Genomic DNA, 25934 nt, shown 5'->3' on the forward strand with positions numbered 1-25934 from the left:
ACGCCCCCGCCGGAACCTCCGACGCCGGTCGCGCCGTCCATACTGACCGTGGGGGGCGAATTTCAGACAGTTACCGTCGCGTCCTGCGACGGTCGACGGGAAAGAGGACACCGTGCCTCCTGCCGCACCAGGCCCGATCCTGCGCCGACGCAGGCTCGGCACCGAGCTGCGCCGGCTGCGCGAGCAGGCCGGCCTCACCGGCGACCAGGTCATCGAGCGGATCGGCTGGGCCTCCGCGTCCAAGCTGTCGCGCCTGGAGAACGGCCGCAGCCGTCCCGACCCGGACGACGTGGGCGTCCTGCTGACCCTCTACGGCGCGGAGGACGACCTGCGCGAGGAACTGCTGGGGATCACCCAGGAGGCCGGCGACATGCGCGGCTGGCTGCGCAACTTCCCGGTGATGACCCAGCAGCAGCGCGGCTTCGCCGAACTGGAGGCGGGGTGCGCGGAGATCTCCGAGTACAACCCGGTCCTGGTGCCCGGGCTGTTGCAGACCCCGGGGTACGCCCGGCACCGGATCATGTCGGCGGCCCAGGTCGCCGAGGAGGCCGGCGACCTGGAGATGGAGGACCCGGAGACCGAGGTACGCGCCCGGCAGGCCCGCCAGTCGCTGCTGACCCGCTCACCCGACGCGCCGCGCTACACGGCGGTGCTGGAGGAGGCCGCACTCGGCCGCCGGGCCGGGCCGCCCGAGGTGCTGCACGAACAGATCGTCCACCTCTGCGAGCTGGCCCTGCTGCCGAACGTGACGCTACGCCTGCTGCTGCGGGAAACCAGGGTCGGCGACTGGTACCTCCCGCCGACCGCCTTCTCGGTCTACCGCTTCGCCGACCCGCTCGATCCGGAGACGCTGGCCATCGAAGGTGGCTTCACCGACGTCATGTCGACCGAGATAAACACCCTAAATCGCTATAAAGTGGTGTTCGAGTGGCTATGCTCGGCGGCGCTCTCCGCATCGGACACCCTCTCCTGGCTGATCGAGGCGACGGGACGGCTGACCGGCACGGCAGCCGAGTCCACCGTGGCGTTCGGGCCGGCAACGGCGCCGACCCAGCGCCGCCGCGACTCGGGGCGCCTGACGACGGACCGGTGATCCACGGGGCCGTCCGGCCTGCGGCGTCACTCGTTCCCATCGGAGCACTCCAGAGCAGGAGCAGAACCATGAACGAGATCCGCAACAGCTCGTCCGAGCAGCTCGCCGGCGCCGCCTGGCGCAAGAGCACCCGCAGCCAGACCTCCAACTGCGTGGAGGTCGCGCCCCTGCGTACCGGGCCCGGAGCGGTGGCGCTGCGGGACAGCAAGGACCCGCGCGGGCCGGTGCTGCTGTTCAACCGGGCCGGCTGGCTCGGCTTCATCGCCGGGGCGAAGAACGGCCAGTTCGACCTGAACTGATCCGGCGAGGTTCCGGGGCCGTCGGCGTCCGCCGGCGGCCCCTTGCGCGTCCGGCCCCGACAACCGTGCTGAGCTGGCATCACCCGATCGGTCGATGCCGCGGTCGATAGGCGGGTTTCACTTGCTGGGACGCCGCGCGGGCGTAACATGACGCAAGAGTGACGTGGAAGTTGCAGTCTGCATCCGTCCATCCGCACCCGGGGGCCACCATGCGGTTCCTGATCGTCCGCACCGAGATCCGTGCCGCCTGCGACAGCGACATCGCCGCCGCGTGGGCCGGCGGAGGCCGGCTGCGGGACGAGACGAGCCTCCCGGAGGCCCGCCGCCAGGTCGTCCACGCCGAGGACCGGGACGCCGCCCTGCTGCTCGCCCGGGCACTGTCCACGGTGGGCGCCGTCCGCGCCGGCCGGCACCGCGTCAAGGTGCTGCCCATCACGGACCTGGAGCCGGGTCACCCGTACCACTGGGGCGGCAGTTGACCCGCCACTGACGTCCGTCGTGGCCGGACCGGCTCCCCCGCCGCGTTCCACGCCTTTCCCGGTCACGACGGTCCGTGTTCCCGGCCCGAGACCGCCGCGGCAACGACGATCTCGGGCCGGGACCGCGTCCAGGCCCGTGCCCCGCCGGTCACCGGACTGCCGCGGCGACGACGGCCAAGGGCGGGAGGTCGTTCAGGACATCAGGTCGACAGCGTGGTGTGAGGTGGTGCCGCGGGTTCGCAGGCCCGGAGGCCGGGAGGCGCGACGGTCCCGGCCGGAGCCTCTCTCGCTGGTCAGCAGTGGCCGTCCAGCCAGCGGTGGACCAGGAAGAGTGCGATCGACGAGGGCGGCGGGAGCAGCAGGCGGTCACCGCCGTCGACCCGGACCGGCTCGCCGGCCAGCGCGGCGCCGATCTCCCGCCGGGTGAACCAGCGGGCGTGGGCGATCTCGGCCGGGTCCACACGGATCGGCGCGTCGGCGTCGGCGCGGGCCAGGAAGCCCAGCATCAGCGAACCGGGGAACGGCCAGGACTGGCTTCCGGCGTACCCGATCTCCTCGACCGCGACGCCGACCTCCTCGCGGACCTCGCGCAGCACGGCGGCCTCGGCCGACTCCCCCGGCTCGACGTAGCCGGCCAGGCAGGAGTAGCGGCGCTCGCCCGGGGTCCTCGGCCAGGTCGCGTTGTTGCCGAGCAGGCAGCGCCCGTCCGGGCCGTCCACGCCGTCGTGCACCAGCACGATCATCGCCGGGTCGGTACGCGGCCAGATCCGGCCGCCGCCCTCGTCGACGCGGGACCAGCCGGCCTCGTCCACCTGGGTCGGCTGCCCATTGGACGAGGAGAAGCCGTGCCGGATGTGCCAGTTGAGCAGCGCCAGCGCTGTGGTGAAGATCCCGGCGTCGCGGTCGGTCAGCAGATGACCGACCTCGCGCAGGTTGACCCGGCGCGTGCCGGCCAGCTCGGGCAGCGGCCCGTCCACCGCGAACACCGGCATGCCGTCCGGCTCGACGCCGAGGAACATCGGCACCGACCGGGGCACCTCGGGCAGCTCGCCGGAGCCGACCAGCACCAGCTCCGGCGGGGCCGCCTCGCCGCGGACCAGCGCCCGTCCCTCGTCGGCCGAGTCCAGCACGAGCACCCGCGCCTGCTCCCACGCCTCGGCGAGCCAGCCCGGGTCGGTCCGCCGGTGCGCCGCCCGGTCCAGCGCCGTCCGGGCCAGCGGTGGAGCGGGCTCGCCGGTCACGCGGTGCCTCTTCTCGTTCGCGACTGCGGGGCTCGCAGACCCGGCTCGCTCCTCGCGCTCACGCCGACTCCGTGCGGACCGGGGTCAGCGCCGCCAACGAGTCGGCCACCTTCTCGGCGTCGCCGAGCACCACGGTGACCGCCCGCGCCGGGGCGAGGTAGCGGGCCGCTGCCGCGGCCACGTCGTCCACGGTCGCCGCGGCCAGCCGGGCGGCGTGCTCGGCGAGGAAGTCCAGGCGCAGACCGTTCCCGGCGTACGCGCTGGTCAGCGACGCCAGACCGGCCTGGGTGGACATGCCGAGCTGGAGCGTGCCGAGGGCGTACTGGCGGGCCTGCTCCAGCTCGTCCGGCTTGGGCGGCAGGGCGGCCAGCCGGCCCAGCTCGTACATGGTCTCCAGCAGTGCGGGCGCGGTGACCTCGGTGGCCACCTCGGCGGCGGCGACGAGCACCGACCCGGCCACCGAGTGCTCGACCAGCGAGTGCGGCCCGTACGTGTAGCCCTTGTCCTCGCGGATGTTCTCCACCCAGCGGGACGAGAAGTAGCCGCCGAAGACCAGGTTGGCCAGTTGCAGCGCGGCGTGGTCGGGGTGGGTGCGGGGCACCGCGGGCAGCGCGATCCGCAGCGAGGACTGCACGGAGCCGGGGCGGTCCACCAGCAGCAGCGGGCCCGGCTCCAGCGGCGGCGCGGGCGGCAGCTCGGCCGGCTGCCCCTCGCCCTTCCAGCCGGAGAGCGCCCGCTCGGCGGCGTCCAGGGCCCGTTCCGGCTGCACGTCGCCGACGAGCACCAGCACCGCGCCGGCCGGGTGCACCCGCTCGGCGTGCAGCCGGCGCAGCACCGGCGGCTTCACCGCGCGCACCTGGTCCGGCTCCGGGGTCTGGATGGCGTACGGGTGCCGGCCGTAGATCCGCTTGAGCAGCGCGGTGCGGGCCAGGTGGGCGGGCTGGCTCTGGGCCACCTGGATCCGGTCGACCAGCCGGTCCCGCTCGGTCTCCACCCAGTCGGCCGGGTAGGTGGCCCCGGTCAGGACGTCGGCGAGCAGCTCCAACATCCGGTCCAGGCCGGTGACCAGGCCCGCCCCGGAGAGCATCAGCCGGTCCGGGTCGATGCCGGCGGAGAGCCCGCCGCCGACCTTCTGCAGCTCCGCGGCGAGCTGGGTCGCCGTGTGCGTCTCCGTGCCGGAGAGCAGGGTCTGCGCGAGCATCCCGCCGCGGGCCAGGTGGGTACGCCCGAACGGCATCCAGAGCCGCAGCTCCACCAGCGGGATGGCGCTGCGGCGTACGGCGATCACGGTGAGCCCGTTGCCCAGCGTGCGCTCGGCCTGCTTGGGCAGCTTGAGCCTGCGGTTGGGCCCGAGCGCCGGCAGCGGCCGGCTGCCCGTCTCCACGGTTGCACTCACTGAGCCTTCTCCGTTCGCGACTGCGGGGCTCGCAACCCCGGCTCACTTCTCGCGCTCACCGGGCACCTCCGGCGATGACCTCGATCGACGCGCGGCGCTCCGGCCGCAGGGTGGCGGCGGCGGCGCGGACCTGCTCGTCGGTCACCTCGCCGACCAGCCGGGGTAGCTCGTTGAGCAGGCCCGGCTCGCCGCGCTGCTGTTCCAGGACGGCCATCCGCAGCGCCCGGCCGAGCACCGCGTCGGTGTCCCGCAGCAGGTGGGTGGCCATCCGGGCCTGGGTGCGGGCCAGCTCTCCCTCGGTCAGCCCGTCGGTGGCCAGCCGGTCCAGTTCCTCGTCGACGGTGCGCAGCACCTTGTCCACGTCGCCGCCGGGCGGCAGGTGTGCCTGGAGCAGCAGCGCGGTGGGGTCACGCACGTCGAACGGGTCGCCCATGAAGCCGAGGTAGCCGCCGAGGCTGGTGACCGAGCGGTCCCGCTGGACCAGCCGTTCGACCAGCCGGGAGGCGTCGCCGTCGGTGAGCACCTCGGCCAGCACCACGTACGGGAGGTAGCCGGCGAAGTCGGTCACCGGGTCGGGCACCCGCCAGGCCCCGGCCACCGCCGGCAGCGGGGCCAGCTGGTCGGTGTACGAGGTGCGCCGCTCCGCGGTGAGGTCGGGCTCGGTGAAGTCGGGGCGCTCCGGGGCGGGGCGGGCCGGCACGTCGCCGAAGTGCCGCTCGATGAGCGCGGTCGCCTCGGCCACGTCGACGTCCCCGCTGACCGCCAGGACGGCGTTGCCGCTGGCGTAGTAGCGGCGGAAGAAGTCGGCCGCGTCGCCCACGGTGGCCGACTCCAGGTCGTCGAAGGAGCCGTAGCCGTCGTGCGCGTTGGGGAAGGTGTCGAACATGACCGGCGGCAGGGTGAGCCAGGGGAACCCGCCGTACGGCCGGTTGAGCACGTTGACCCGGATCTCCTCCTTGACCACGTCGACCTGGTTGCGCAGGTTCTCCTCGGTCAGCCGGGGGCCCCGCATCCGGTCGGCCTCCAGGAAGAGCGCCCGCTCCAACGCGTTGCTGGGCAGGGTCTCGTAGTAGTCGGTGTAGTCCAGGTGGGTGGAGCCGTTGAAGGTGCCGCCGGCGCCCTGGACGTGCCGGAAGTGGGCCAGCTTCTCCAGGTTCTCCGAGCCCTGGAACATCAGGTGCTCGAAGAGGTGGGCGAAGCCGGTGCGCCCCTCCGGCTCGGAGCGGATGCCGACGTCGTAGACCACCGCCACTCCGATGACCGGGGCGCTGCGGTCGGGGGTGAGCACCACCCGCAGGCCGTTGTCGAGGGTGAACCGCTCGACCGGGTATTTCGTCGCTGGAATTCTCGCTCTCCGCGTCGGCACGTGATCGACCCTACTGCGTCCGCCGCACGTGCACCGGCGGTGTGCGCGGGCCCACCGGACGGCGGTGCCGAGCGGGGGCCGACCGGCGTTGTCATCTCCACCGAACAGGTGGGAATTGTCGACAATCCCGAGGTCGCGCGTCCCGGATTGTGGCGGGGTCTTGACGCCGCTCGCCACCTGCCCCAGTCTTCCTACCAACTAAGTAGGAATACTGCGGATTGGATACACGATGAGACGGCTCCCCTTCCGCCGCCTGGTCACCCTGGCCACCCTCGCCGTGGTCGGCGCGGCCACCCTGGGCGCCACCGCGGCCTGCGGCGACGACAGCGACGACGCGGCCGGCGGCTCCGGTCCGGTGACGCTGCGCCTCGGCTACTTCCCGAACATCACCCACGCGCCGGCCGTCGTCGGCGTGGAGAAGGGCATCTTCAAGGAGAAGCTGGGCGGCGACGTCACGCTGGAGACCAAGACGTTCAACGCCGGCCCGGCGGCCATCGAGGCGGTCTTCTCCGGCGCGCTCGACGCCACGTACATCGGTCCGAACCCGACCGTGAACGCCTTCTCGAAGTCCAAGGGCGAGGCGGTCCGGGTCGTGTCCGGCGCCGCGTCCGGCGGCGTCGCCCTGGTGGTGAAGCCCGAGATCACCTCGGTGGAGCAGCTGCGCGGCAAGAAGATCGCCACCCCGCAGCTCGGCAACACCCAGGATGTCGCGCTGCGCTACTGGCTCAAGGAGAAGGGCCTCCAGACCACCAAGGAGGGCGGCGGCGACGTCAAGGTGGTCCCCCAGGAGAACGCGCAGACCGTCGAGACCTTCGGCAGCGGCGCCATCGACGGCGCCTGGGTGCCCGAGCCCTTCGTCTCCCGGCTGGTCAACGCGGGCGGCAAGGTGCTGGTCGACGAGCGCGACCTGTGGCCGGACAAGAAGTTCGTCATCACCAACCTGCTGGTCAGCACCAAGTTCCTCAAGGCGCACCCGGACGTGGTGAAGAAGCTGGTCGAGGGCCAGGTCGCGGCGAACGAGTTCGTCAACAGCAAGCCGGACGAGGCCCAGCAGGCCATCTCCGACCACATCGGCAAGATCACCGGCAAGCCGCTGGACCTCAAGCTGATCAAGCAGGCCTGGCCGACGCTGGAGTTCACCAACGACCCGATCCCGTCCTCGCTGAAGACCGGCCTGGACCACGCCGTCGCCGTCGGGCTGACCCAGCCGGTCGACCTGAACGGCCTCTACGACCTGAAGTACCTCAACGAGGTGCTCAAGGCCCAGGGCAAGACCGAGGTCGTCCAGCCGTGACGTCGACCACGACGACCCCGCGCAGCGCGACCGGCTCGGTCGCGCTGCGCGGCGTGACCAAGGTGTACGGCCAGGGCGAGCAGGCCGTCCTGGCCCTGGACGGGGTCTCGCTGGACGTCGCCCCCGGCGAGTTCGTCTGCCTGGTCGGCGCGTCCGGCTGCGGCAAGAGCACGCTGCTCAACCTGGTCGCCGGGCTGGACCGGGCCAGCGGCGGGCGGATCGAGCTGGGCGAGGGGGTGAACCCCGGACTGATGTTCCAGGAGTCGGCACTGTTCCCGTGGCTCACCGTCGAGGGCAACGTCGAGGCACCGCTCAAGCTGCGGGGGCTGCCCCGGCCGGAGCGCAAGGCCCGGGTCGCGGAGCTGCTGCGCACGGTCCACCTGTCCGAGTTCGGCCGCAAGCGCCCGCACCAGCTCTCCGGCGGCATGCGGCAGCGCGTCGCGCTGGCCCGCACGCTCGCCCTGGACACGCCGGTGCTGCTGATGGACGAGCCGTTCGGCGCGCTCGACGCCATGACCCGGGACATCCTTCACGACGAGCTGGAACGGATCTGGTCCGAGCGGAAGCTCACCGTGATCTTCGTGACCCACAACGTCCGCGAGGCGGCCCGTCTCGCCGACCGGATCATCCTGCTGTCCAGCCGGCCCGGCCGGATCATCTACTCCACCGGCGTCGACGTGCCACGACCCCGGCGGATCGACTCGCCGGAGATCGCGGCCATCGCCGCCGACGTCACCGACCGGCTGCGTACGGAGGTGGGCCGCCATGGCCAGTGACACGCTCGCCGGGTCGCCGCGTACCGACGCGGAGATCTCCGGCCTGGACGCCCTGGAGATCGCCGGCCAGGAGAAGGCCCCGTCCCGGCTGCGCCGCGGCTGGGCGGCCACCTGGCCGAAACTCGCCGCCCTGGCCCTGGCCGTGGCCCTCTGGCAGGCCGTGGTCTGGACCGGCTGGAAGGACCCGTGGGCGCTGCCCGGACCGGTGGTGGTCTTCGAGGACCTCGGCCACTACCTGGTCAGCTCCGCGCTCTGGGAGGGCCTGGCCACCACGGCCCGCCGCGCCGCCGTGGGCTTCGCCGCCGCGGTCTCCGTCGGCCTGCTGCTCGGCCTGGCGGTGGCCCGGGTGAAGGTGCTCCGCGCCGCCCTCGGGTCGATGATCACCGCGTTGCAGACCATGCCGTCGATCGCCTGGTTCCCCCTGGCGATCCTGCTGTTCCAGCTCAGCGAGCAGGCCATCTTCTTCGTGGTGGTGCTCGGCGCGGCGCCGTCGGTGGCCAACGGTGTCATCCACGGCGTCGACTACGTGCCGCCGCTGCTGGTCCGGGCCGGCCGCAACCTCGGCGCGCGGGGGCTCAACCTCTACCGGTACGTGATCGCGCCGGCCGCGCTGCCCGCCATCGTGGCCGGGCTCAAGCAGGGCTGGGCCTTCGCCTGGCGCAGCCTCATGGCCGGCGAGCTGCTGGTGGTCATCGCCACCCGCACGTCGATCGGCGCGCAGCTCACCTACGCCCGGGAACTGAGCGAGGCGCCCCGGCTGATGGCCATCATGATCGTCATCCTGGTGGTGGGCCTGCTGGTGGACGCCGCGTTCGGCGCCGCCGACAAGGCGATCCGCCGGCGGTGGGGCGTGCTGGACCAGGCCGGCAACTGAGGCCGTGTACGTCTCCGCGCGCGCCGACTACGCGCTCCGGGCCATGCTCGCCGTCGCCGACGCCGCCGGGTCCACCGGCGACGGGGGGTACGGGGGCGGCGAGCTGGTCAAGGCGGCGAGCCTGGCCGAGCGCCAGGACATCCCGCTCAGCTTCCTCCAGGGCATCCTGCTCGACCTGCGCCGGGCCGGGCTGTTGCACAGCCATCGCGGCACCGAGGGCGGATACGCGCTCACCCGCCAGCCGGCCGAGATCAGCGTGGGCGACGTGCTGCGGGCGGTCGGCGGCGCGCTGACCAGCGTCCGGGGCATGCCCGCCGACCGGGCCGGCTACCACGGGGTGGCGTCCGGGCTGCGGGACGTGTGGCTCGCGGTGGACGGCGCCATCGCCCTGGTGGTCGACCGGACCACCCTCGCCGACCTGCTGGCGGACCGCGCCGCGGCGTCCTGACCCACCGGATCCGGACCGGGCCGCGGGTGCGACGCGGCCCGGACGGGGATTCGACCCCGGCTCGGCGTGCGGGCCAGCGCCGGCCCGCCGAGCCCGGGTGGATCAGCCCCGGCGGCGCGGGCGGCGGGACCGGGACGGCCGGGAGGCCGGCGCGGGGTGCGGCGCGGGCGGCGGGCTGATGCTGACCGGGACACCGGTGGGCTGGCGGGCGCCGGTGACGCGGGCCAGTTCCTCGTCGCCGGGGCGCACCCGGGCGGTGTGCGGGGTGATGCCGGCCACGGTCATGAGCCGGGAGACGTCCCGGCGCTGCTCCGGCAGGACCAGGGTCACCACGGTGCCCGACTCGCCCGCTCGGGCGGTCCGCCCACCCCGGTGCAGGTAGTCCTTCGCCTCGGTGGGCGGGTCGGCGTTGACCACCAGGTCCAGACCGTCGACGTGGATGCCCCGGGCCGCCACGTCGGTGGCCACCAGCGCGGTCACCTGGCCGGTGCGGAACTGCTCCAGGATCCGGGTGCGCTGCGGCTGGGTCTTGCCGCCGTGCAGCGCGGCGGCGCGTACCCCCTTGGCGAGCAGTTGGCGGGCGACCCGGTCGGCCCGGTGCTTGGTCGCCATGAACAGGATGGTGCGCCCCTCGCGGGCGGCGATGTGGGCCAGCGCGGCCGGCTTGTCCTCCGCCTCGACGTGCAGCACGTGGTGGGTCATGGCGGTCACCGTGGCGGTGCCCGGGTCGACGGAGTGCGACACCGGGTTGCTCAGGAAGCGGCGGACCAGCTTGTCCACCCCGCCGTCCAGGGTGGCCGAGAAGAGCATCCGCTGACCGTTCGGCGCGACCTGCTCCAGCAGCTTCGTCACCTGCGGCAGGAAGCCCATGTCGGCCATCTGGTCGGCCTCGTCGAGCACGGTGACGGCCACCTGGTCGAGCCGGGCGTCACCCCGGTCGATCAGGTCGTGCAGCCGGCCCGGGGTGGCCACCAGCACCTCGGCGCCGGCGCGCAGCGCGTCCGCCTGCCGCTGGAGGGAGAGCCCGCCGACCACGGTGGCGCAGCGCAGCCCGAGCGCCCGGGCGTACGGGGTGAGCGCCGCCGTCACCTGCTGGGCCAGCTCGCGGGTGGGCACCAGCACGAGCGCCAGCGGGCGGCGGGCGCCGGCCCGGCGACCGGCCGTGCGGTGCAGCAGCGGCAGCCCGAAGGCGAGTGTCTTGCCCGAGCCGGTGCGCCCGCGGCCCAGCACGTCACGGCCGGCCAGCGAGTCCGGCAGGGTCGCCGCCTGGATCGGGAACGGCTCGGTGATGCCCTGCGCGGTCAGCTCGGTGACCAGCGCCGGGGCCAAACCGGTGGCGGCGAAGGTGGGGACGGTCATGGTCATGCGGAAAGCCTTCCTCGACGCGGCACGTGTCGAGGAAGGGCGCCGGGAGAGGCGCGTCACCGGGGTCGCCGGTGGTCACAAGCACGAACCGAAAGGTACGGGCCGGCCCGCCACAGCACGCCACGTCCCGCGGAGCGGGTGGGCGGCGCAGCGGACCGGCCCGTCACCGCGCCGGGAAGGCGCGGTGGGTGTTACTGGATGATCCGAAGATCAGAGCGGACGGATGTTCTCCGCCTGCGGGCCCTTCTGGCCCTGGGTCACCTCGAACTCGACCCGCTGGTTCTCGTCCAGGCTCCGGTAGCCGGAGGTCTGGATCGCCGAGAAGTGGGCGAAGACGTCGGCGCCGCCGTCGTCCGGGGTGATGAAGCCGAAGCCCTTGTCAGCGTTGAACCACTTGACGGTGCCAATTGCCATGTGTTTCGTCTCCTTGACGGAACGTTCGGACCCGCACCTGTTGCGGACCGAAGAGGAGCACACCGCGCGCGAGTGCGCGGCGTGCCTGTCGCTGCTGGTCGCCCCGCCCGGAGAACTCCGGACACAACAAAGAGCGCCTGGGGCCACAATCCGCCAGGCGCACACAGAGTCTCTGGAAACCAAAACTGCAACGCGCCTAACCTACCACGATCTCTGCAACGCCGCGCCGTCTGTCGGAAATTCCGGCACCGCGGCGACCAGCGCGGTCAGCCCCGCGGCGTCGAGCAGGTCCGCCGGGCGGACGGTCGCCCCGTCCCGGACGTAGTGGAAGGCGGCCCCGACCCGCTCGACCGGCACCCCGGCCAGCTCGGCCCAGGCCAGCCGGTAGACGGCGAGCTGCACGGCCGCCGCCTCGGCCTCCCGCCCGGCGGGCTGCCGGCCGGTCTTCCAGTCGACCACGTCGAAGCGGCCGCCGGGCCGGGCAAAGACGGCGTCCATCCGGCCCCGGACCACCACGCCGGCGATCACCGTGGCGAAGGGCACCTCCACCTCCACCGGCACCCGGTCGGCCCACTCGCTGGCCAGGAAGCGTTCCTGGAGTTCGGTGAGCGCGTCGTCCGGGGCGGCGTCGTCGTCCGCCGCGCCCGGCAGCTCGTCCACATCGAGCAGGCGGTCGGCGCCGAAGCGCTGCTCCAGCCAGGTGTGGAAGGCGGTGCCCCGCCGGGCGTACGGGTTGGGCTCGGTGGGCATCGGCCGGCGCAGCGTACGGGCCAGCGCCTCCGGGTCGCGGCGCAGCGCCACGAGCTGCGTCACCGACAGGTGCCCGGGCAGCTCCACCTCGACGGCCTCGGCCCGCCGGGCCAGCTCGGCCCGCTCGGCGAGGAGCAGGTCCGCCTCCCGCCGCCAGCGGGCCACCTCGGCGTCCTCGGCGGGCGCCGACGGGTCAGCGTCCTCGGCGGGCGGCCGCGTGTCGGCCTCGGCGGCGGAAGCCGTCGTGCCGGCGTTCTCGGCGGATGCCGGGGTGGCGGCGCTCTTGGCGGGCGGCGTCGTGGCGGTGTCCCCGGCCGGTGCCGGGGCGGTCGCGGCGGCGGCCGACAGCAGGGCCTCCTCGCGGCGGGCCGCCTCGGGGTCGGCCAGGTAGCGGCGGACCAGGGCGGCCGCCTCGGACAGCGCCGGGCGGCGGGCGCCCAGCGGGTCGGCCGGCCACTCGGCCCGCAGCACCGTCTCGGTGGTCGGGTTGACCGCGTCCCCGGCCGGCTCGGGCGCCCACGCGTCGACCAGGTGGCCGTCCCCGCCGGCCAGGCAGGCGTCGTGCACCTCGCGGAGGAAGGCCGAGGGGCCACGGAACTTCTTCGTCCCCTCCCCCCACCAGTAGCCGGAGCAGAGCAGCAGCCGGCGGGGCCGGGTCACCGCCACATACGCCAGCCGGCGCTCCTCCCGCTCGTCGTGCGCCCGCCAGGCGTCGGTGAAGTCCTCCACGGCCCGGGCCACCCCGCGCTGGTCGTCCGCCCCGTCAAGGCCCAGCTCGGGCAGCCCGTCCGCGTCGCCACGCAGCGGGAACGGCAGCACGCCGAGCCCGCCCAGCCAGTGGTCCGAGTTGCGTACCGGCCCCGGCCAGACGCCCCGGGTCAGCCCGGCGACCGACACGACGTCCCACTCCAGACCCTTGGCGGCGTGCGCGGTGAGGATCTGCACCGCGCCCTCCACCACCTCGACCTCGCCCGGGGTCAGGCCGCGCTCCTCGTCCTCGGCGGCGGCCAGGTAGGCGAGGAAACCGGCCAGCGTGGCGCCCGGGGTCTCGCCGCTGAACCGGGCCGCGACGTCGCCGAGCGCGTCCAGATGGGCGCGGGCCAGGCCGGCGTCACCCGCGCCGTCCCGGCCGGCCCGGACCGCCACCTCCACGTCCAGGCCGATGGTGCGCTCGATGTCCGCGATCAGCTCCGGCAGCGACTGGTCCAGCCGGTAGCGCAGCAGCGCCAGCTCCATCCCGTACGACCGCAGCCGGGCGAACCCCTCCGCCGAGTACGCCTGCGCCGGCCCCAGGTCAGCCAGCGCCTCGACAAGCGTCGCCTCGTCCAGCGCGTCCACGGTGATCTCCGGCCCGTCGTCGCCGGTCACCTCCCGGCGGGCCCGCGCGATGGCTCGCGCCCGCCGGTGCAGGGCGACCAGGTCGCGCGGCCCGATCCGCCAGCGCGCGCCGGTGAGCAGCCGCAGCAGCGCCGCACCGTCGGTCGGGTCGGCGAGCACCCGCAGCGTGCAGACCACGTCCCGGATCTCGGGGGTGTCCAGCAGCCCGCCCAGGCCGACCACGTCGACGGGCAGCCCGCGGGCGCGCAGCGCCGCTTCGAGGGCCGGGATCTGGCTGCGCAGCCGGACCAGCACGGCGGTCGTGGGGCGCCGATGCGCCGGGATGTGCTCAGCCAGCGCGTCCGGCATCCCGGCCGCCCCGCGCCAGGCCGCCAGCACGCTCTCGGCGATCCAGTCGGCCTCGTCGGCGTACGTCTCCAGCAGCGCGCAGTGCACGGTGCCGGCGGCCCGGCCGCCGGGGCTGCGGTGCGGGATCGGGTCGCGGACGCTGAGCGCGGCGTGCAGCTCGGGCACCCGGGCACCGGCCGCCCGCAGCGGCACCGACAGCGCGTTGGCGACGCCGAGGATCTCGGGCCGGTTGCGCCAGCTCGTGGTGAGGCTGAGCACCTCGGCGGGGCTGCCGTCGGTGCGGGCGAACTCGGTGGGGAACCGGTCCAGCGTGCCGGCGCTGGCCCCGCGCCAGCCGTAGATGGACTGGCAGGGGTCGCCCACCGCGGTGACCGGGTGGCCGCCGCCGAAGAGGGCGTTGAGCAGCACCACCTGGGCGTGGCTGGTGTCCTGGTACTCGTCGAGCAGCACCACCCGGAACCGGTCCCGCTCGATCACCCCCACGCCGGGGTGGTCGCGGGCCACCCGCGCGGCCCGGGCCAGCTGGTCGGCGAAGTCCATCGCCTCGAAGTCGTCCTTGCGCCGGGCGTACGCGCGGACGAGCGGCAGCAGTTTCAGCCGGGTCTGCTGGAGCTGGAGCGCCTTGCGCACGTCGGCGTAGACCCGCCCCGGGCGCGACTGCACCTCGGCGAAGAACCGGCCGGTCCAGGCGGCCAGCTCGTCCGGGTCGACCAGGTGCTCGTCCAGCTCGCCGGCCAGGGCGAGCACCGCGTCGGTGATGGTCGACGGCATCCGGTCCACCTCGGACATGTCGCCGTCGTAGTTGCGCACCAGCAGGTCGACGAGCTGCCAGCGGGACGCCTCGGTGAGCAGCCGGGTGGTCGGCTCGTAGCCGGCGCGCAGCCCGTGCTCGGTGACGATCCGGCCCGCGTACGAGTGGTAGGTGGAGACGGTCGGCTCGCCCGCCAGGGGATCGGAGTGCGGGTCCCGTCCCTGCCGGCCGAGCCGGCGGATGAGCTGGTCGAGCCGGGTGCGTACGCGGTGCGCCAGCTCGCCGGCCGCCTTGCGGGTGAAGGTGAGGCCGAGGATGTGCTCGGGGCGGACGTACGAGTTGGCGACCAGCCAGACCACCCGCGCGGCCATCGTCTCGGTCTTGCCGGAGCCGGCGCCCGCGACCACCAGCAGCGGCTCCACCGGCGCGGCGATGATCGCCGCCTGTTCCCGCGTGGGCGCCGGCAGCCGGAGCAGTCTGGCCAGCTCGACAGGGGTGTAGCGGGGGCCGGCGTCGGCCGTCCGGGGCGTCGGGGTGGCGGTGGCGCCGAACAGCGTCGGCTGGGTCGTCATGGGTGCTCCGTGGGCGGCTCGACGACCTGGCGACCCTGCCCGGAGACCGGGCAGCTCGTGCGCACCGGGCAGACCCGGCACTTCGAGTTGGCGACGGCGGCGAAGGTGGCGGCGGCCATCGTGTCGGCGGTGCGCCGGACCAGCGCGGTGGCCCAGCCCGCCTCGGGTCCCTCCCCGGCGGCCGCCTGGGCCTGCTCCTTGGCGTCCTTGGCACCGGTGCCGAGCTGCACGAGCGCAGCGCCCCCGGACTCCTCGCCGAACTCGGCGAACGCCCCCGCCTCCACGGCCGCCTGGTAGGCGCCGAGCTGCGGGTGCTCGGCCACCTCCCGCTCGGTGACCGCGGTGGACTTGCCGGTCTTCAGGTCGATCACCACGAGCCGCCCCTCGGCGTCGACCTCCAGCCGGTCGACCCGGCCGGTCAGCTCGACCGGCCGGCGCGGGTCGTCGAGGCGGACCGCGAACTCGTGCTCGATGGCGAGCAGCCGCCGCGGGTTGCCGGCCAGCCAGCGCAGCAGCTTGTCCACCATGGCCTCGGCGCGGGCGCGTTCCGGGCCGACCATCCAGCGGGCCGCCAGCTCGATGGCGTCGAACCGGGCGGCCACGTACTCCAGCAGGGCGGTCCGGTCGACGCTCGCATCCTCGGCCAGCATGGCCGCGGCGTGCACCAGGTTGCCGACGCCCTGCGCGGCGCTGGCCGGAGCGCTGCCGCCGTGCCGTTCCAGCAGCCAGCGCAGGCTGCAGCGCAGCGCACTCTCCATGGCCGACGGGGTGACCCGCACCGGCTCGCCCTCGTCGACCAACGGCCGGTCGTCGGAGAGGCCGCGCAGCCCCCACCAGTCGTCGGGGTGCGCGCCGGGCACCCCGGCCGCGGCCAGCCGGGCCAGCTCGGCGGCCGCCGCGCGCCGCCGGGTGACCGGCGCCGCCGGATCGGTGACCGCGGTACGCAGCTCCGCCACCAGCGCCGACAGGGTGAGCCCGCGCGGCGGCAGGCTGACCGGCAGCGCGCCGGGCGCCCCGTCCTGCGGGTCCTCGTCCCCAACCGGCACCGGCCCGTCCGACGCCCGCGGCACGGCCAGCGCGGCACCGTCGCCCGGCCGCCCGGCCGCGCCCGCCGGAGTGCGGGCGGCGCCGTGACGCCGGTCCCGCCCCTGGCCGGCAGCCCCGGTCGCGCCACCATCGCTCGCGTCGCCAACGGTCGGGTCGCCGCCGGTCGGGCCGTTCGGGCGGGGTCCTCGGTCCGGGCCGGGCGGGGCCGTTCCGCCGCCACCCACGGCGGGCGGATCGGTGGCGGCCAGCTCGTGCAGGAAGCGGCTGGGCTGCTCCTCGTGGTCATCGCCGCCGACCGCCGCCGAGGCGACCGCGGTGACCAGCAGCCGCCGCCGGGCCCGGCTGACCGCGACGTGGAACAGCCGGCGCTCCTCGTCCAGCAGCGCCGAGGTCTGCCCGACCAGGCTGGCCCGCAGCCCGGCGCCGTCGGCCCGGCCGGCGAGCACGTCGACAAGCCGCTCGGAGCCGAGCAGGCTGCCGCGCAGCCGCAGGTCGGGCCACACGCCCTCCTGCACGCCGGCGATCGCGACCAGGTCCCACTCCAGGCCCTTGGCGGCGTGCGCGGTGAGCAGGCGTACGGCCTCGCCCCGGTCGGCGCTGGCGGCGAGGGTGTCGGCGGGCAACTCCTGCCCGAGCACGTGATCGAGGAAGACCTCGGTACGCGCGCCGGGCAGCCGGTCGGTGAACCGGGCGGCCGCGTCGAAGAGCACCATGACCGCGTCGAGGTCGCGGTCGGCGGCCTCGGCCCGCCAGCGCTGCGCGGTCTCGTGCTCGCCGGTGGCGGCCCGGCCCCGGGTGATCGCCCCGGCCCAGCGCTCGGCGAGGCCGCTCTCGCGCCACACCGCCCAGAGCACGTCCTCGGCGGTCGCGCCCGGCGTGGCGGCGGCCTGCCGGGCGGTCTCCAGCAGGTGGGCCACCGCCTGCGCCGGAGCCGCCCAGCGCCGCTCGACGGTGGCCAGCTCGGCCGGGTCGCGCAGAGCCTCGACGATCAGCTCGCCGGAGGGGCGACGGTCACCGGCGGCCAGCGCGAGCGCCCGCAGCCCCTGGCGCAGCCGCCGCTCGGCGAGCGGGTCCGCGCCGCCCAGCGGCGAGTGCAGCAGGGCGACGGCCGACTCCTCGTCGAGCCGGTCGGGTTCGAGCGCGCAGCGGAGCAGGAGCAGCAGCGGGGCCACGCCCGGCTGGAGGTGCAGCGGCAGGTCCTCGCCGTGCACCACGGTCGGCACCCCGGCGGTGTGCAGGGCGCGCCGCAGCGAGGGCAGCTGCCGGCCGGTGGAGCGGACCAGCACCGCCATCCGGGACCAGGGCACCCCGTCGAGCAGGTGCGCCTCGCGCAACGCGTGGGCCAGCCAGGCGGACTCGCTGGTGGCCGAGCGGAAGGTGCGGACGTCCACGGTGGCCGGCGGGGCGTCGGGGAGCGGGCGCAGCCGCCGGTGCGCCGCCGGCCCGCGCAGCCGCCGGGCCAGCCGGGCGGTGGCCGCCAGCAGCTCCGGCCCGGCCCGGTAGGAGGTGGTCAGCACGACCTGGGCGGCCGGCGCGCCGGAGGCGGTGCGGAACCGGTGCGGGAAGGTGGTCACGCCGGCGGGGTCGGCGCCGCGGAACGCGTACGTGGAGGAGTCCGGGTCGGCGAAGGCCACCAGGGACTTGCCGCCGCCGGCCACGACCGCGAGCAGGTCGAGCTGGGCGGGGTCGGTGTCGGCCAGCTCGTCGACGTAGACGTGGGCGAGCCGGCGGCGCTCGGCGGCCAGCAGCTCCGGGTCGTCGAGCAGCATGCCGGTGGCGGCGCGGACCAGCTCGGCGGGGTCGTAGGCGATCGAGCCCCGGTTGCTCACGTCGCGCAGGGCGAGGACGGCCACGTACTCCCGGAGGAAGCGGGCGGCGGCCGGCCAGTCGGCGCGGCCCAGCTTCTCGCCCAGCCGGGCCAGCTCCACCGGGCCGACCCCCCGCTCGGCGGCGCGCATGAGCAGGTCGCGGAGCTGCTGGGCGAAGGCCCGGGTGCGCAGCGCCGGGCGCAGGTCCTCCGGCCAGCCGACCGGGTCATCCGCCGGCTCCTCGCCGACGATGTCGAGCAGCTCGCGGATGATGAGGTCCTGCTCGGGGCCGGTGAGCAGCCGGGGCGAGGGTTCGCCGCGCTCGGCGGCGGCCCGGCGGAGCAGCCCGAAGGCGTACGCCGGGAAGGTGCGCACCAACGGCTCGCGGACGACCCGGTGGCCGTCGCCGGCGATCCGCGCCTCGATCCGGTGGCGCAGCTCGGTGGCGCCCCGCCGCCCGAAGGTGAGCACCAGGACGTGTTCCGGGTCGACGCCCTCGGCCACCCGGGCGGCGACCGCCTCGACAAGGGTGGCGGTCTTGCCGGTGCCGGGCCCGCCGACGACGAGCATCGGCCCGTCGGTGTGCGCGACGACCTCGGCCTGCAGCGGGTCGGGCCGGTGCGGCGCCGGGTGCGCGGCATCGCCCGCGGACCCCCCGGATCGCGGCTCCGTCTCGGCCGGCCCGCCGGACCGACGACCCCCCTGCCCCGCCCCGGCGTCGTGGGAGACCCCCGTCCCCACACCGCCGGGCCGGCGCACCAACCGGAACGCCTGCATCCCCGACATCCCACCACGCCGGTACGACACCGGAAAACCCGCCGCGCTCCCCCACACCACCAGCTCACCTCGATCGTGAGGTTCGCGGCACCCAGGGAGATCGACTTCGCCGTCAACCTCATGATCGTCGGCGCGGGGCGGGGAGGCGGCGGGGTCAGGTGAGGCGGCGGTCCAGGAGGTTGAGGGCTTCCGGGACGGTGGGTGCCACCAGGAGGAGGTCCAGGCCGGCGGGTTTGAGGAAGTGCTGGTCGGCCAGGCTGCGCAGCCAGTCGAGCAACGGGCGGTAGAAGCCGTCGGCGTCGACCAGCACCATCGGCTTGGCGTGCATGGCCAGGGTCGCGGTGGTCCAGACCTCGAACAGCTCGTCCAGGGTGCCGAGCCCGCCGGGCAGGGCGACGAACGCGTCCGACTTGTCGATCATCAGGGTCTTGCGGCTGGCCATCCCGTCGGTGACCAGCAGCTCGTCGGAGGCCAGGTCGGCGACCTCCAGGTCGACCAGGGCCTGCGGGATGACGCCGAGGGTCCGCCCGCCGGCGGCGCGCGCCCCGTCGGCCACCGCGCCCATCATGCCCACGCACCCGCCGCCGCTGACCAGCGTGTGCCCGCGCCGGGCCAGCTCCGCGCCGGTCTCGGTGGCCAGGTCCAGCCAGCGGGCGTCGAGGGTACGCGAGGACGCGCAGAAGACGCAGACGTTCGCCATCAGCCCTGCCCCGCCGGCCCCTCGGGGGCGGCCTCCGCGGCGGCCCGCTGGTCGGCGGCGACCCGGGCGACCGCCTCCTCGCGGATCGCCTCCTGCTCGGCCGAGAGCACGGCCTCGGCCTCCACGATGTGCCGGACCGCCTCGTTGACGTCGTCGGTGACGCAGATCAGGTCCAGGTCGTTCGGGCCGATCTTGCCGTCGGCGGCCATGGTGTCTCGCAGCCAGTCGAGCAGGCCACGCCAGTAGTCGACGCCCATCAGCACCACGGGGAAGCGGGTCACCTTGCCGGTCTGCACCAGGGTGAGCGCCTCGAAGAGCTCGTCCATGGTGCCGAAGCCCCCGGGCAGCACCACGAAGGCCTGGGCGTACTTCACGAACATCGTCTTGCGGGCGAAGAAGTAGCGGAAGTCGATGGCCAGGTCGACCCAGTCGTTGAGGCCCTGCTCGAACGGCAGCTCGATGCCGAGCCCGACGGAGAGCCCGCCCGCCTCGCCGGCGCCCCGGTTGGCCGCCTCCATCACGCCCGGCCCGCCTCCGGTGATCACGGCGTAGCCGGCCCGGGCCAGCGCGCCGCCCAGTTCCTCGGCCAGCCGGCACTCGGGACTCTCCGGCTTGCTCCGGGCCGAGCCGAAGACGCTGACCGCGGGCGGCAGGTCGGCGAGGGTGTCGAAGCCCTCGACGAACTCGGACAGGATGCGCAGCGCCCGCCAGGCGTCCTTGGTCTTCCAGTCGCCCCGGCCCCGGGAGTCGAGCAGCCGCTGGTCGGCGGTGCTGGTCGGGATGGCCTGGTTGCGGAGCGTGACGGCACCCCGGTGCCGTTCCCCGCTCGGCCCGCGGCCGGGTGGCCGCCCGCTGCTCTGGCTCATGGGGCCACCGTAGTGGAGCCGGGGCGACACGGTGCGGAGGCGGGCGTCCCGCAGAAATTCTTCGTGATCATGGGCAACTAATTGGCTCGCTCGTACGTCTTACTATTCACATACCGGGTATGCCCCGGCGACGCGCCTTCGGGGGAGGAGCCAGCGTTGATCAGCAACAGCGAGATGATCCGGATCCGCCGGCAGATGCAGCGGCGGATCCGCGACGTGGTGGCCGAGCGCCGCCGCGCCCGGCTGATGGAAGCCCACCACACCGACCTCACCGGCGAGACCACCGAGACGGAGAACCCGCTGACGACCACGCTCTGACGGTCCGGCCGGCCCGGGGGTCCGCGTCACCGACGCGGGCCCCCGGTCGCATCGTCAGGACGAGGCGAGCCAGCGGTGCAGGGTCGCCGCGCCGTCGCGGATCTTGGTCAGCTCGACGTGCTCGTCCTTGTGATGGGCCAGGTTCGGGTCGCCGGGGCCGAAGTTCAGCGCCGGGATGCCCATGGCCGCGAACCGGGCCACGTCCGTCCAGCCCAGCTTGCCGATCGGGGCGGCGCCGACCGCGGCCACGAACTCCTGCGCCGGCGGGTTGTCCAGGCCCGGGGCCGCACCGGCCGCCGCGTCGGTGACCGCCAGGTCGAAGCCGGCGAAGACCTCGCGCAGGTGCGCCTCGGCCGCGGCCGGGTCGCGGTCCGGGGCGTACCGGTAGTTGATCTCGATGTCGCAGCGGTCCGGGATGACGTTGCCGGCCACCCCGCCGGTGATCCGCACCGCGTTCAGGCCCTCGCGGTAGTCGCAGCCCTCGATGGTCACCCGGCGGGCCTCGTACGTGGTCAGCCGGCGCAGCACCTCGCCGGCGCCGTGGATGGCGTTCACCCCGTGCCAGGACCGGGCCGCGTGGGCCCGCTCGCCGTGCGTGGTGACGATCGCCCGCATGGTGCCCTGGCAGCCGGCCTCGACGATGCCGTACGTCGGCTCAAGCAGCAGCGCGAAGTCGGCCGCCAGCCACTCCGGGTGCGCCTCGGAGACGAGGGTGAGGCCGTTGTACCTCGACTCGATCTCCTCAGCCTCGTAGAAGAGGTAGGTGACGTCGTAGCGCGGGTCGGGCAGGGTCACCGCCAGATGCAGCGCGTAGGCGACGCCGGACTTCATGTCGGAGGTGCCGCAGCCGTACATCAGGTCGCCGCGCATGGTCGACGGGAAGTTGTCGTTGAGCGGCACGGTGTCCAGGTGGCCGGCGAGCACCACCCGCTGGGCCCGGCCCAGGTCGGTACGCGCCATCACGGTGTTGGAGTGCCGGTAGGTGGTGAGGTGCGGCACGCCCCGCAGCACCTCCTCGACGCAGTCCGCGATCGCCTTCTCGTTGAGGGACACGGACTCGATGTCGACCAGCGCGCGGGTCAGCGCCACCGGATCGGCCAAGACCTCGGGGGTCAACGGGTTCTGCATGTGTCGCACGGTACCGTCATTTTCGTGACGACCGCACAGTCTGCCTGGGGCATCGGCCTGGCCACGATCACCGCTGACGACCAGGTGCTGGACACCTGGTACCCGACCGGCAAGCTGGGGCTCGGCGAGCTGCCGCTGGTCGCCGGGGAGGACGAGGCCGACGTGCTCGACCTGCCGCCCGGCGCGGTCGGCGACCGGGCGCTGCCCGGCCTGCGCACCGCCCAGGTGGTCACCGTGATCGGCTCGCTGGACGACCCGATCAAGGACGCCGCCGACGCGTACCTCCGGTTGCACCTGCTCTCCCACCGCCTGGTGCGGCCCAACGAACTGAACCTCGACGGCATCTTCGGCAAGCTGGCCAACGTGGCCTGGACCTCGGCCGGGCCGTGCCCGCCGGAGCGGGTCGACGAGCTGCGGGTCATCGAGCGGGCCGCCGGCCGCCACCTGGCCGTCCACGGGGTGGACAAGTTCCCCCGGATGACCGACTACGTGGTCCCGGCCGGCGTGCGCATCGCCGACGCGGACCGGGTCCGGCTCGGCGCGCACCTGGCCGCCGGCACGACCGTGATGCACGAGGGCTTCGTCAACTTCAACGCCGGCACGCTGGGCGCCTCGATGGTCGAGGGGCGGATCGTGCAGGGTGTGGTGGTCGGCGACGGCTCCGACATCGGCGGCGGCGCCTCGATCATGGGCACCCTCTCCGGCGGCGGCACCGAGAAGGTCCGTATCGGCGAGCGGAGCCTGGTCGGCGCGAACGCGGGTGTGGGCATCACCCTCGGCGACGACTGCGTGGTGGAGGCCGGGTGCTACATCACCGCCGCCTCGAAGATCACGCTGCCGGACGGCCGGGTGGTCAAGGCCCGCGAGCTCTCCGGGGTGGACGGCCTGCTGTTCTGGCGCAACTCGGTGACCGGCGCGCTGGAGGCGAAGCCGCGGACCGGCCGGGGCATCGAGCTGAACGCGGCGCTGCACGCCAACGACTGAGCGGCGACGCGGAGCGGGCCGGGGCGCGCTGCCCCGGCCCGTCCGCCGTCCGGTTCACCGCAGGCGGTACGCCTGGATGATCCGCTCGGTGACCGTGTTGCCGGCGCTGTCCCGGGCCGTGGCCCGCAGCGAGACGTGGCCGGGGCCGGCCGGGTGCCGGACGGTGGCCGCCCAGCCCGCGCCCTGCTTGTGCAGGGTCGCCTTCCGCCAGCTCTTCCCGCCGTCGTACGAGACGTCGACGGTGAGCGCCGCGACGGAGGCGGCCGGTGCGCCGGGCTGGCGCTGCACCGTCACCGGAATGGTGAAGGTCCGGCCTGCCGGGGCGCTGCTGTCCACGGCCAGCGGCGGGGCGAAGCGCACCGCCATGGCGGGCAGCCGGGCCCAGTCGTCACCCGGGACGTGCTTCGAGCGGAACGTCCAGGTGGCCGAGACCTCGGTGCTCAGGTCGGTGAAGCCCCGCGTGGCCGAGGTCTCCAGCCGGTAGCTCGCCGCGCCCGGCGGAACCTGGAACTCGCCGTTACCCGCGGCGGGCTGCTCGGCCAGCAGCTTCCCGTTGCGGTAGAGGGCGGTCCGCTCGGTGTCGTTCAGCGAGCCGCCGGGGTGGCCGCCCGCGTCGCTGTGCACCGGCAGGGCGACCACGAGGGTGTCGCCGTTGCGCGTGATGCCCTGCTCCGGCCAACGCGGCTGCGGGAACGACGGCCCGTACGGCGCGCTGTTCCAGTCCTCCCGGTAGGTCCGGCCGGCCCGGTACCGGGTGGGCACCGACGCCAGCACCGTCTTGGGCTCCAGCCAGCCGTCCTCGCCCCGCGCGCCGAAGTCCAGTTCCGAACTCCACCGGGTGCGGGTCGTGCTGTAGTGCTCGACCCGCTTGCCCGGCACCGGGACGGGGACGACGATCGCCGAGCCGCCGATGTTGTAGTCGGGTTCCGGGAAGACGATCCGCTCGTTGTCCAGCCCCGTGTAGCCGTCCGCGAACCGGTGCGTCACCGTGGCCAGGTCGGCCGGCCGGTAGTGCCGGACGAACCCGGTCGGCATCCGGCCCGGGAACAGCTCGTTGAGACCGTAGAAGTACGGGCTGCGCTCCGGAGCCGTCGGTTCGAGCCACTGGCTGGCCAGGGCGGCGACGAAGAGCGAGTCGGAGACGCCGCGCCCGAGCTGGCCGCTGTAGAGGCCGTCGAAGCTGGGCGTCCAGAGCCCAAGGCCGTAGGCGATGTCCGCGGTGGACCAGTTGGCCGAGAGGTCGATCAGCAGCGGCGCCGCGCCGCGCTGCGGCACGGTGGACCGCACCGGCTTCGCCCGCCGCGCGTCGATCGTGAGCCGCTGGTCACCGCTCACCACCAGCTCGGGCTGGGCCAGCATGGACACCTCGGTCCAGCCCTCCTCCCCCGGCACGTAGAGCAGGCTGTTCAGGCCGTACCGGCCCTTCGGGAGCCGGATCCGGGCCTCACCGTCGGGGTCGTACACGTCCCGGAAGAGGACGCCGTCCAGCCCGACCAGGGTGGTGAAGTAGTCGCCGGTGAGCTTGCCGGCCCGGTCCCGGTGGGTGACCGTCAGGTCGTAGCTCTCCACCTCGCGGTTGACCGCCAGCGGAGTCACCGCGACGGCGTCGCCGGCGCGGGCGACCAGCCGGCCGGTCCAGTAGCCGTCGAGGCCGCCGAGCCGGGTGTCGGCGGTGACGGTGACCTGGGCCGTCCCGCCGGCCGCCACGGTGAGCCGGGAGGCGCCGAGCGAGAACATGCCGGCCGGGGCGCTGCGGCCGTCCGGACCGGTGACCTCGGCGTTGAGGTCGAGGGTGAGCGGGGCGCTCCCGCCGTTGCGATAGGTGACCGTGCGGGCGATCGGCTGGTCGTCGCCGTGCGGCCAGGCCGCCATCCCGAACGAGACGCTGGGCGGGTCGGTGGTGATTTGCTCGGCGATGGCGTGAGCCACGTCGACCCGGCCGGCGCCCTGCTGGTACGCCGTCTGGTCCGGGTGCGGCCTCGCCGAGGCCATGAGGGTGGCCTTGTACCGCCCGGCGGTCCAGCCGGGGTGCTGCTGGGCGAGCAGCGCCGCCGCGCCGGCCACGTGCGGCGTGGCCATCGAGGTGCCGGAGAGGGAGACGTACTTCTCCCCCACCGGGTCGCCGATGGCGCCGTTGGCGGCCCGGGCGGCCACGATCTCCACGCCCGGGGCGGTGATGTCGGGCTTGAGCCCGCCGTCGATGCGCGGCCCCCGGCTGGAGAAGTCGGCCAGCGCGTCGTCCCGGTCGACCGCGCCGACCGCCAGCGCGGCGTCGGCGGTGGCCGGCGAGCCCACCGAGCCGTCGGCGCCGTCGTTGCCGGCGGCCACCACGAAGAGCGTTCCGGTCTGCGCGGTCAGCGTCTCGACGGCCTGCTCCAGCGGGTCGACCTCGGGGAAGTCCGCGCCGCTGAGGCTCATGTTGACCACGGTGGCGTGCTTCTCGGCGGCGGCCCACTGCATGCCGGCGAGGATCGCCGACTCGGTGCAGCCCTGGTTCTCGCAGACCTTGCCGGAGAGCAGGGTGGCGTCGGGGGCCACGCCGCGGTACTTCCCGCCGGAGGCGGCCCCGCTGCCCGCGATGATCGAGGCGACGTGGGTGCCGTGCCCGACCGTGTCGTCCGACTCGGCCGCCTCGCTGAAGTTGCGCGCGTCGGCCACCTTGCCGGCCAGGTCCGGGTGGGAGAGGTCGACGCCGGTGTCGAGCACCGCGACGCTGACCCCCTTGCCGGTGAAGCCGGCGGCCCAGGCGGTGGGGGCGCCGATCTGGGGCACGCTGTGGTCGAGGGTCACCCGCCGCCGGCCGTCCAGCCAGATGCGGTCGACGTCCCCCGCCGCGTCGATCCGGGCACCGGCCCGGCCGGCCGTGACCGCGCCCCAGACCGCGCCGGCGTCGGCCTTCGTGGCGACGAGCGCCGCGCCACCGATCGCCGGCAGGTCGCGGGTCGTCCGGGTGCCGGCCATCGGGGCCGCCGCCCGCCGGGCCGAACCCGGCCGGTACGACACGAGCAGCGGCAGCGTGTCCCGCCGGGCGTCGTCGTAGCCGGCCGCGACCAGTCCGGTGACGTCGAACAGCCGCCGGTCGACCCGGCCCGCCCGGACCAGGGGCAGCGCGTCCTGCGGCAGCACGGTGAGGTGGCCGCGTTCCCGGCCGACCAGGAAGCCGATGCCGGTGCGGCCGGCACCGGGGCGGACCGCCGCCTGTCCGGCGGCCGTGACGGTGACCCGGTCGCCGGTGATCAGGGTGACGGTCACCGGCTCGCCGGCGCGCGCCGCGGTGGCATCCACCGGTGCGCTGTCCGGGGCTGCCCGCGGTGCGGCCGCGGCCGGCACGGGCACGCCGAGCACCAGCCCCAGGGTGAGGCCGAGGCCGGCGATTCTTCTTCGGTTTCGGCTCAACATCTCTCCTTCGTCAGGGCGTCTTCGTCGGTAGAAGACATCGACGCGGAACGTCAGGATTACATACCGCGTATGCAATGGGAAAGCCCCTAAACCCGCTAAATCA

General features: G+C 74.6%; 20 protein-coding genes. 9 read left to right on the forward strand and 11 right to left on the reverse strand.

Annotation, left to right across the window (positions count from 1 at the left end):
* Positions 1 to 112 precede the first annotated feature (112 nt).
* The 3 genes from ABZW14_RS23910 (at position 113) to ABZW14_RS23920 (ending at position 1871) form a co-directional block, all read left to right on the forward strand.
* Positions 113 to 1093, forward strand: coding sequence for a helix-turn-helix transcriptional regulator (locus ABZW14_RS23910; protein ID WP_355350447.1), 981 nt, complete (start codon positions 113 to 115; stop codon positions 1091 to 1093).
* Positions 1094 to 1161: 68 nt separating this feature from the next.
* Positions 1162 to 1392 (forward strand): DUF397 domain-containing protein, encoded by a 231-nt coding sequence (locus tag ABZW14_RS23915; RefSeq protein WP_355350449.1) that lies wholly within the window; start codon positions 1162 to 1164, stop codon positions 1390 to 1392.
* A 209-nt stretch (positions 1393 to 1601) separates the two neighbouring features.
* On the forward strand, positions 1602 to 1871 hold the full coding sequence (locus ABZW14_RS23920) for a hypothetical protein (protein WP_355350451.1): 270 nt from the start codon (positions 1602 to 1604) through the stop codon (positions 1869 to 1871).
* Between the two features lie 293 nt (positions 1872 to 2164).
* On the opposite strand, the gene nudC is transcribed toward ABZW14_RS23920, so the two are convergent.
* The 3 genes from nudC to ABZW14_RS23935 are packed head-to-tail and all read right to left on the reverse strand — an operon-like array spanning position 2165 to position 5874.
* Complete coding sequence (gene nudC / locus ABZW14_RS23925; RefSeq protein ID WP_355350453.1) at positions 2165 to 3112, reverse strand: NAD(+) diphosphatase; 948 nt, start codon at positions 3110 to 3112, stop codon at positions 2165 to 2167.
* Positions 3113 to 3170: 58 nt separating this feature from the next.
* On the reverse strand, positions 3171 to 4508 hold the full coding sequence (locus ABZW14_RS23930; RefSeq protein ID WP_355350455.1) for a pitrilysin family protein: 1338 nt from the start codon (positions 4506 to 4508) through the stop codon (positions 3171 to 3173).
* A gap of 55 nt (positions 4509 to 4563) precedes the next feature.
* On the reverse strand, positions 4564 to 5874 hold the full coding sequence (locus ABZW14_RS23935; protein WP_355350457.1) for a pitrilysin family protein: 1311 nt from the start codon (positions 5872 to 5874) through the stop codon (positions 4564 to 4566).
* Between the two features lie 229 nt (positions 5875 to 6103).
* On the opposite strand from ABZW14_RS23935, the gene ABZW14_RS23940 reads away from it, so the two are divergent.
* From ABZW14_RS23940 to ABZW14_RS23955, 4 genes are read left to right on the forward strand one after another with little or no spacing between them, the layout of a single operon-like run.
* A complete protein-coding gene (locus ABZW14_RS23940) occupies positions 6104 to 7168 on the forward strand; it encodes an ABC transporter substrate-binding protein (RefSeq protein ID WP_355350459.1) in 1065 nt (354 codons plus the stop codon).
* The gene (locus ABZW14_RS23945) at positions 7165 to 7944 is read left to right on the forward strand and encodes an ABC transporter ATP-binding protein (RefSeq protein ID WP_355350461.1); all 780 of its coding nucleotides are present in this window, start codon (positions 7165 to 7167) and stop codon (positions 7942 to 7944) included. Before ABZW14_RS23940 ends, ABZW14_RS23945 begins: the two co-directional genes overlap by 4 nt.
* Complete coding sequence (locus ABZW14_RS23950) at positions 7934 to 8818, forward strand: ABC transporter permease (protein WP_355350463.1); 885 nt, start codon at positions 7934 to 7936, stop codon at positions 8816 to 8818. The genes ABZW14_RS23945 and ABZW14_RS23950 overlap by 11 nt, the downstream gene beginning before the upstream one ends.
* A gap of 4 nt (positions 8819 to 8822) precedes the next feature.
* Positions 8823 to 9266, forward strand: a complete 444-nt coding sequence (locus tag ABZW14_RS23955) for an Rrf2 family transcriptional regulator (protein WP_355350465.1) — start codon at positions 8823 to 8825, stop codon at positions 9264 to 9266.
* Positions 9267 to 9368: 102 nt separating this feature from the next.
* On the opposite strand, the gene ABZW14_RS23960 is transcribed toward ABZW14_RS23955, so the two are convergent.
* The 6 genes from ABZW14_RS23960 to ABZW14_RS23985 all read right to left on the reverse strand — a co-directional run bounded on the left by ABZW14_RS23960 (position 9369) and on the right by ABZW14_RS23985 (position 20002).
* The gene (locus ABZW14_RS23960) at positions 9369 to 10631 is read right to left on the reverse strand and encodes a DEAD/DEAH box helicase (protein WP_355350467.1); all 1263 of its coding nucleotides are present in this window, start codon (positions 10629 to 10631) and stop codon (positions 9369 to 9371) included.
* 210 nt (positions 10632 to 10841) lie between these two features.
* Complete coding sequence (locus tag ABZW14_RS23965; RefSeq protein WP_013288421.1) at positions 10842 to 11045, reverse strand: cold-shock protein; 204 nt, start codon at positions 11043 to 11045, stop codon at positions 10842 to 10844.
* Between the two features lie 201 nt (positions 11046 to 11246).
* On the reverse strand, positions 11247 to 14804 hold the full coding sequence (locus ABZW14_RS23970; RefSeq protein WP_355350469.1) for a UvrD-helicase domain-containing protein: 3558 nt from the start codon (positions 14802 to 14804) through the stop codon (positions 11247 to 11249).
* Entirely contained in the window at positions 14801 to 18436 is a 3636-nt protein-coding gene (locus tag ABZW14_RS23975; RefSeq protein WP_355350525.1) for an ATP-dependent DNA helicase, read from the reverse strand. Before ABZW14_RS23975 ends, ABZW14_RS23970 begins: the two co-directional genes overlap by 4 nt.
* A 154-nt stretch (positions 18437 to 18590) precedes the next feature.
* Positions 18591 to 19136 carry a TIGR00730 family Rossman fold protein gene (locus tag ABZW14_RS23980; protein WP_355350471.1) on the reverse strand — a complete coding sequence of 182 codons (546 nt, stop codon included), beginning with the start codon at positions 19134 to 19136 and terminating at the stop codon, positions 18591 to 18593.
* Positions 19136 to 20002, reverse strand: coding sequence for a TIGR00730 family Rossman fold protein (locus ABZW14_RS23985; protein WP_355350473.1), 867 nt, complete (start codon positions 20000 to 20002; stop codon positions 19136 to 19138). The genes ABZW14_RS23980 and ABZW14_RS23985 overlap by 1 nt, the downstream gene beginning before the upstream one ends.
* Before the next feature lie 156 nt (positions 20003 to 20158).
* Between ABZW14_RS23985 and ABZW14_RS23990 the strand changes: the two genes are divergently transcribed.
* On the forward strand, positions 20159 to 20320 hold the full coding sequence (locus tag ABZW14_RS23990; RefSeq protein WP_355350475.1) for a hypothetical protein: 162 nt from the start codon (positions 20159 to 20161) through the stop codon (positions 20318 to 20320).
* Between the two features lie 54 nt (positions 20321 to 20374).
* On the opposite strand, the gene dapE is transcribed toward ABZW14_RS23990, so the two are convergent.
* Positions 20375 to 21448: a succinyl-diaminopimelate desuccinylase gene (dapE, locus tag ABZW14_RS23995; RefSeq protein ID WP_355350477.1), complete on the reverse strand. Its 1074-nt coding sequence runs from the start codon at positions 21446 to 21448 to the stop codon at positions 20375 to 20377.
* 24 nt (positions 21449 to 21472) lie between these two features.
* Here dapE and dapD point away from each other — a divergent pair, with 24 nt between their 5' ends.
* A complete protein-coding gene (dapD, locus tag ABZW14_RS24000; RefSeq protein WP_355350479.1) occupies positions 21473 to 22432 on the forward strand; it encodes a 2,3,4,5-tetrahydropyridine-2,6-dicarboxylate N-succinyltransferase in 960 nt (319 codons plus the stop codon).
* Positions 22433 to 22486: 54 nt separating this feature from the next.
* Here dapD and ABZW14_RS24005 read toward each other — a convergent pair whose 3' ends face one another.
* Positions 22487 to 25831 carry a S8 family serine peptidase gene (locus tag ABZW14_RS24005; RefSeq protein WP_355350481.1) on the reverse strand — a complete coding sequence of 1115 codons (3345 nt, stop codon included), beginning with the start codon at positions 25829 to 25831 and terminating at the stop codon, positions 22487 to 22489.
* Positions 25832 to 25934: the final 103 nt, after the last annotated feature.

Origin of the sequence: Micromonospora sp. NPDC004551 (genome assembly GCF_040609975.1) — a bacterium.
Lineage (GTDB): Bacteria > Actinomycetota > Actinomycetes > Mycobacteriales > Micromonosporaceae > Micromonospora.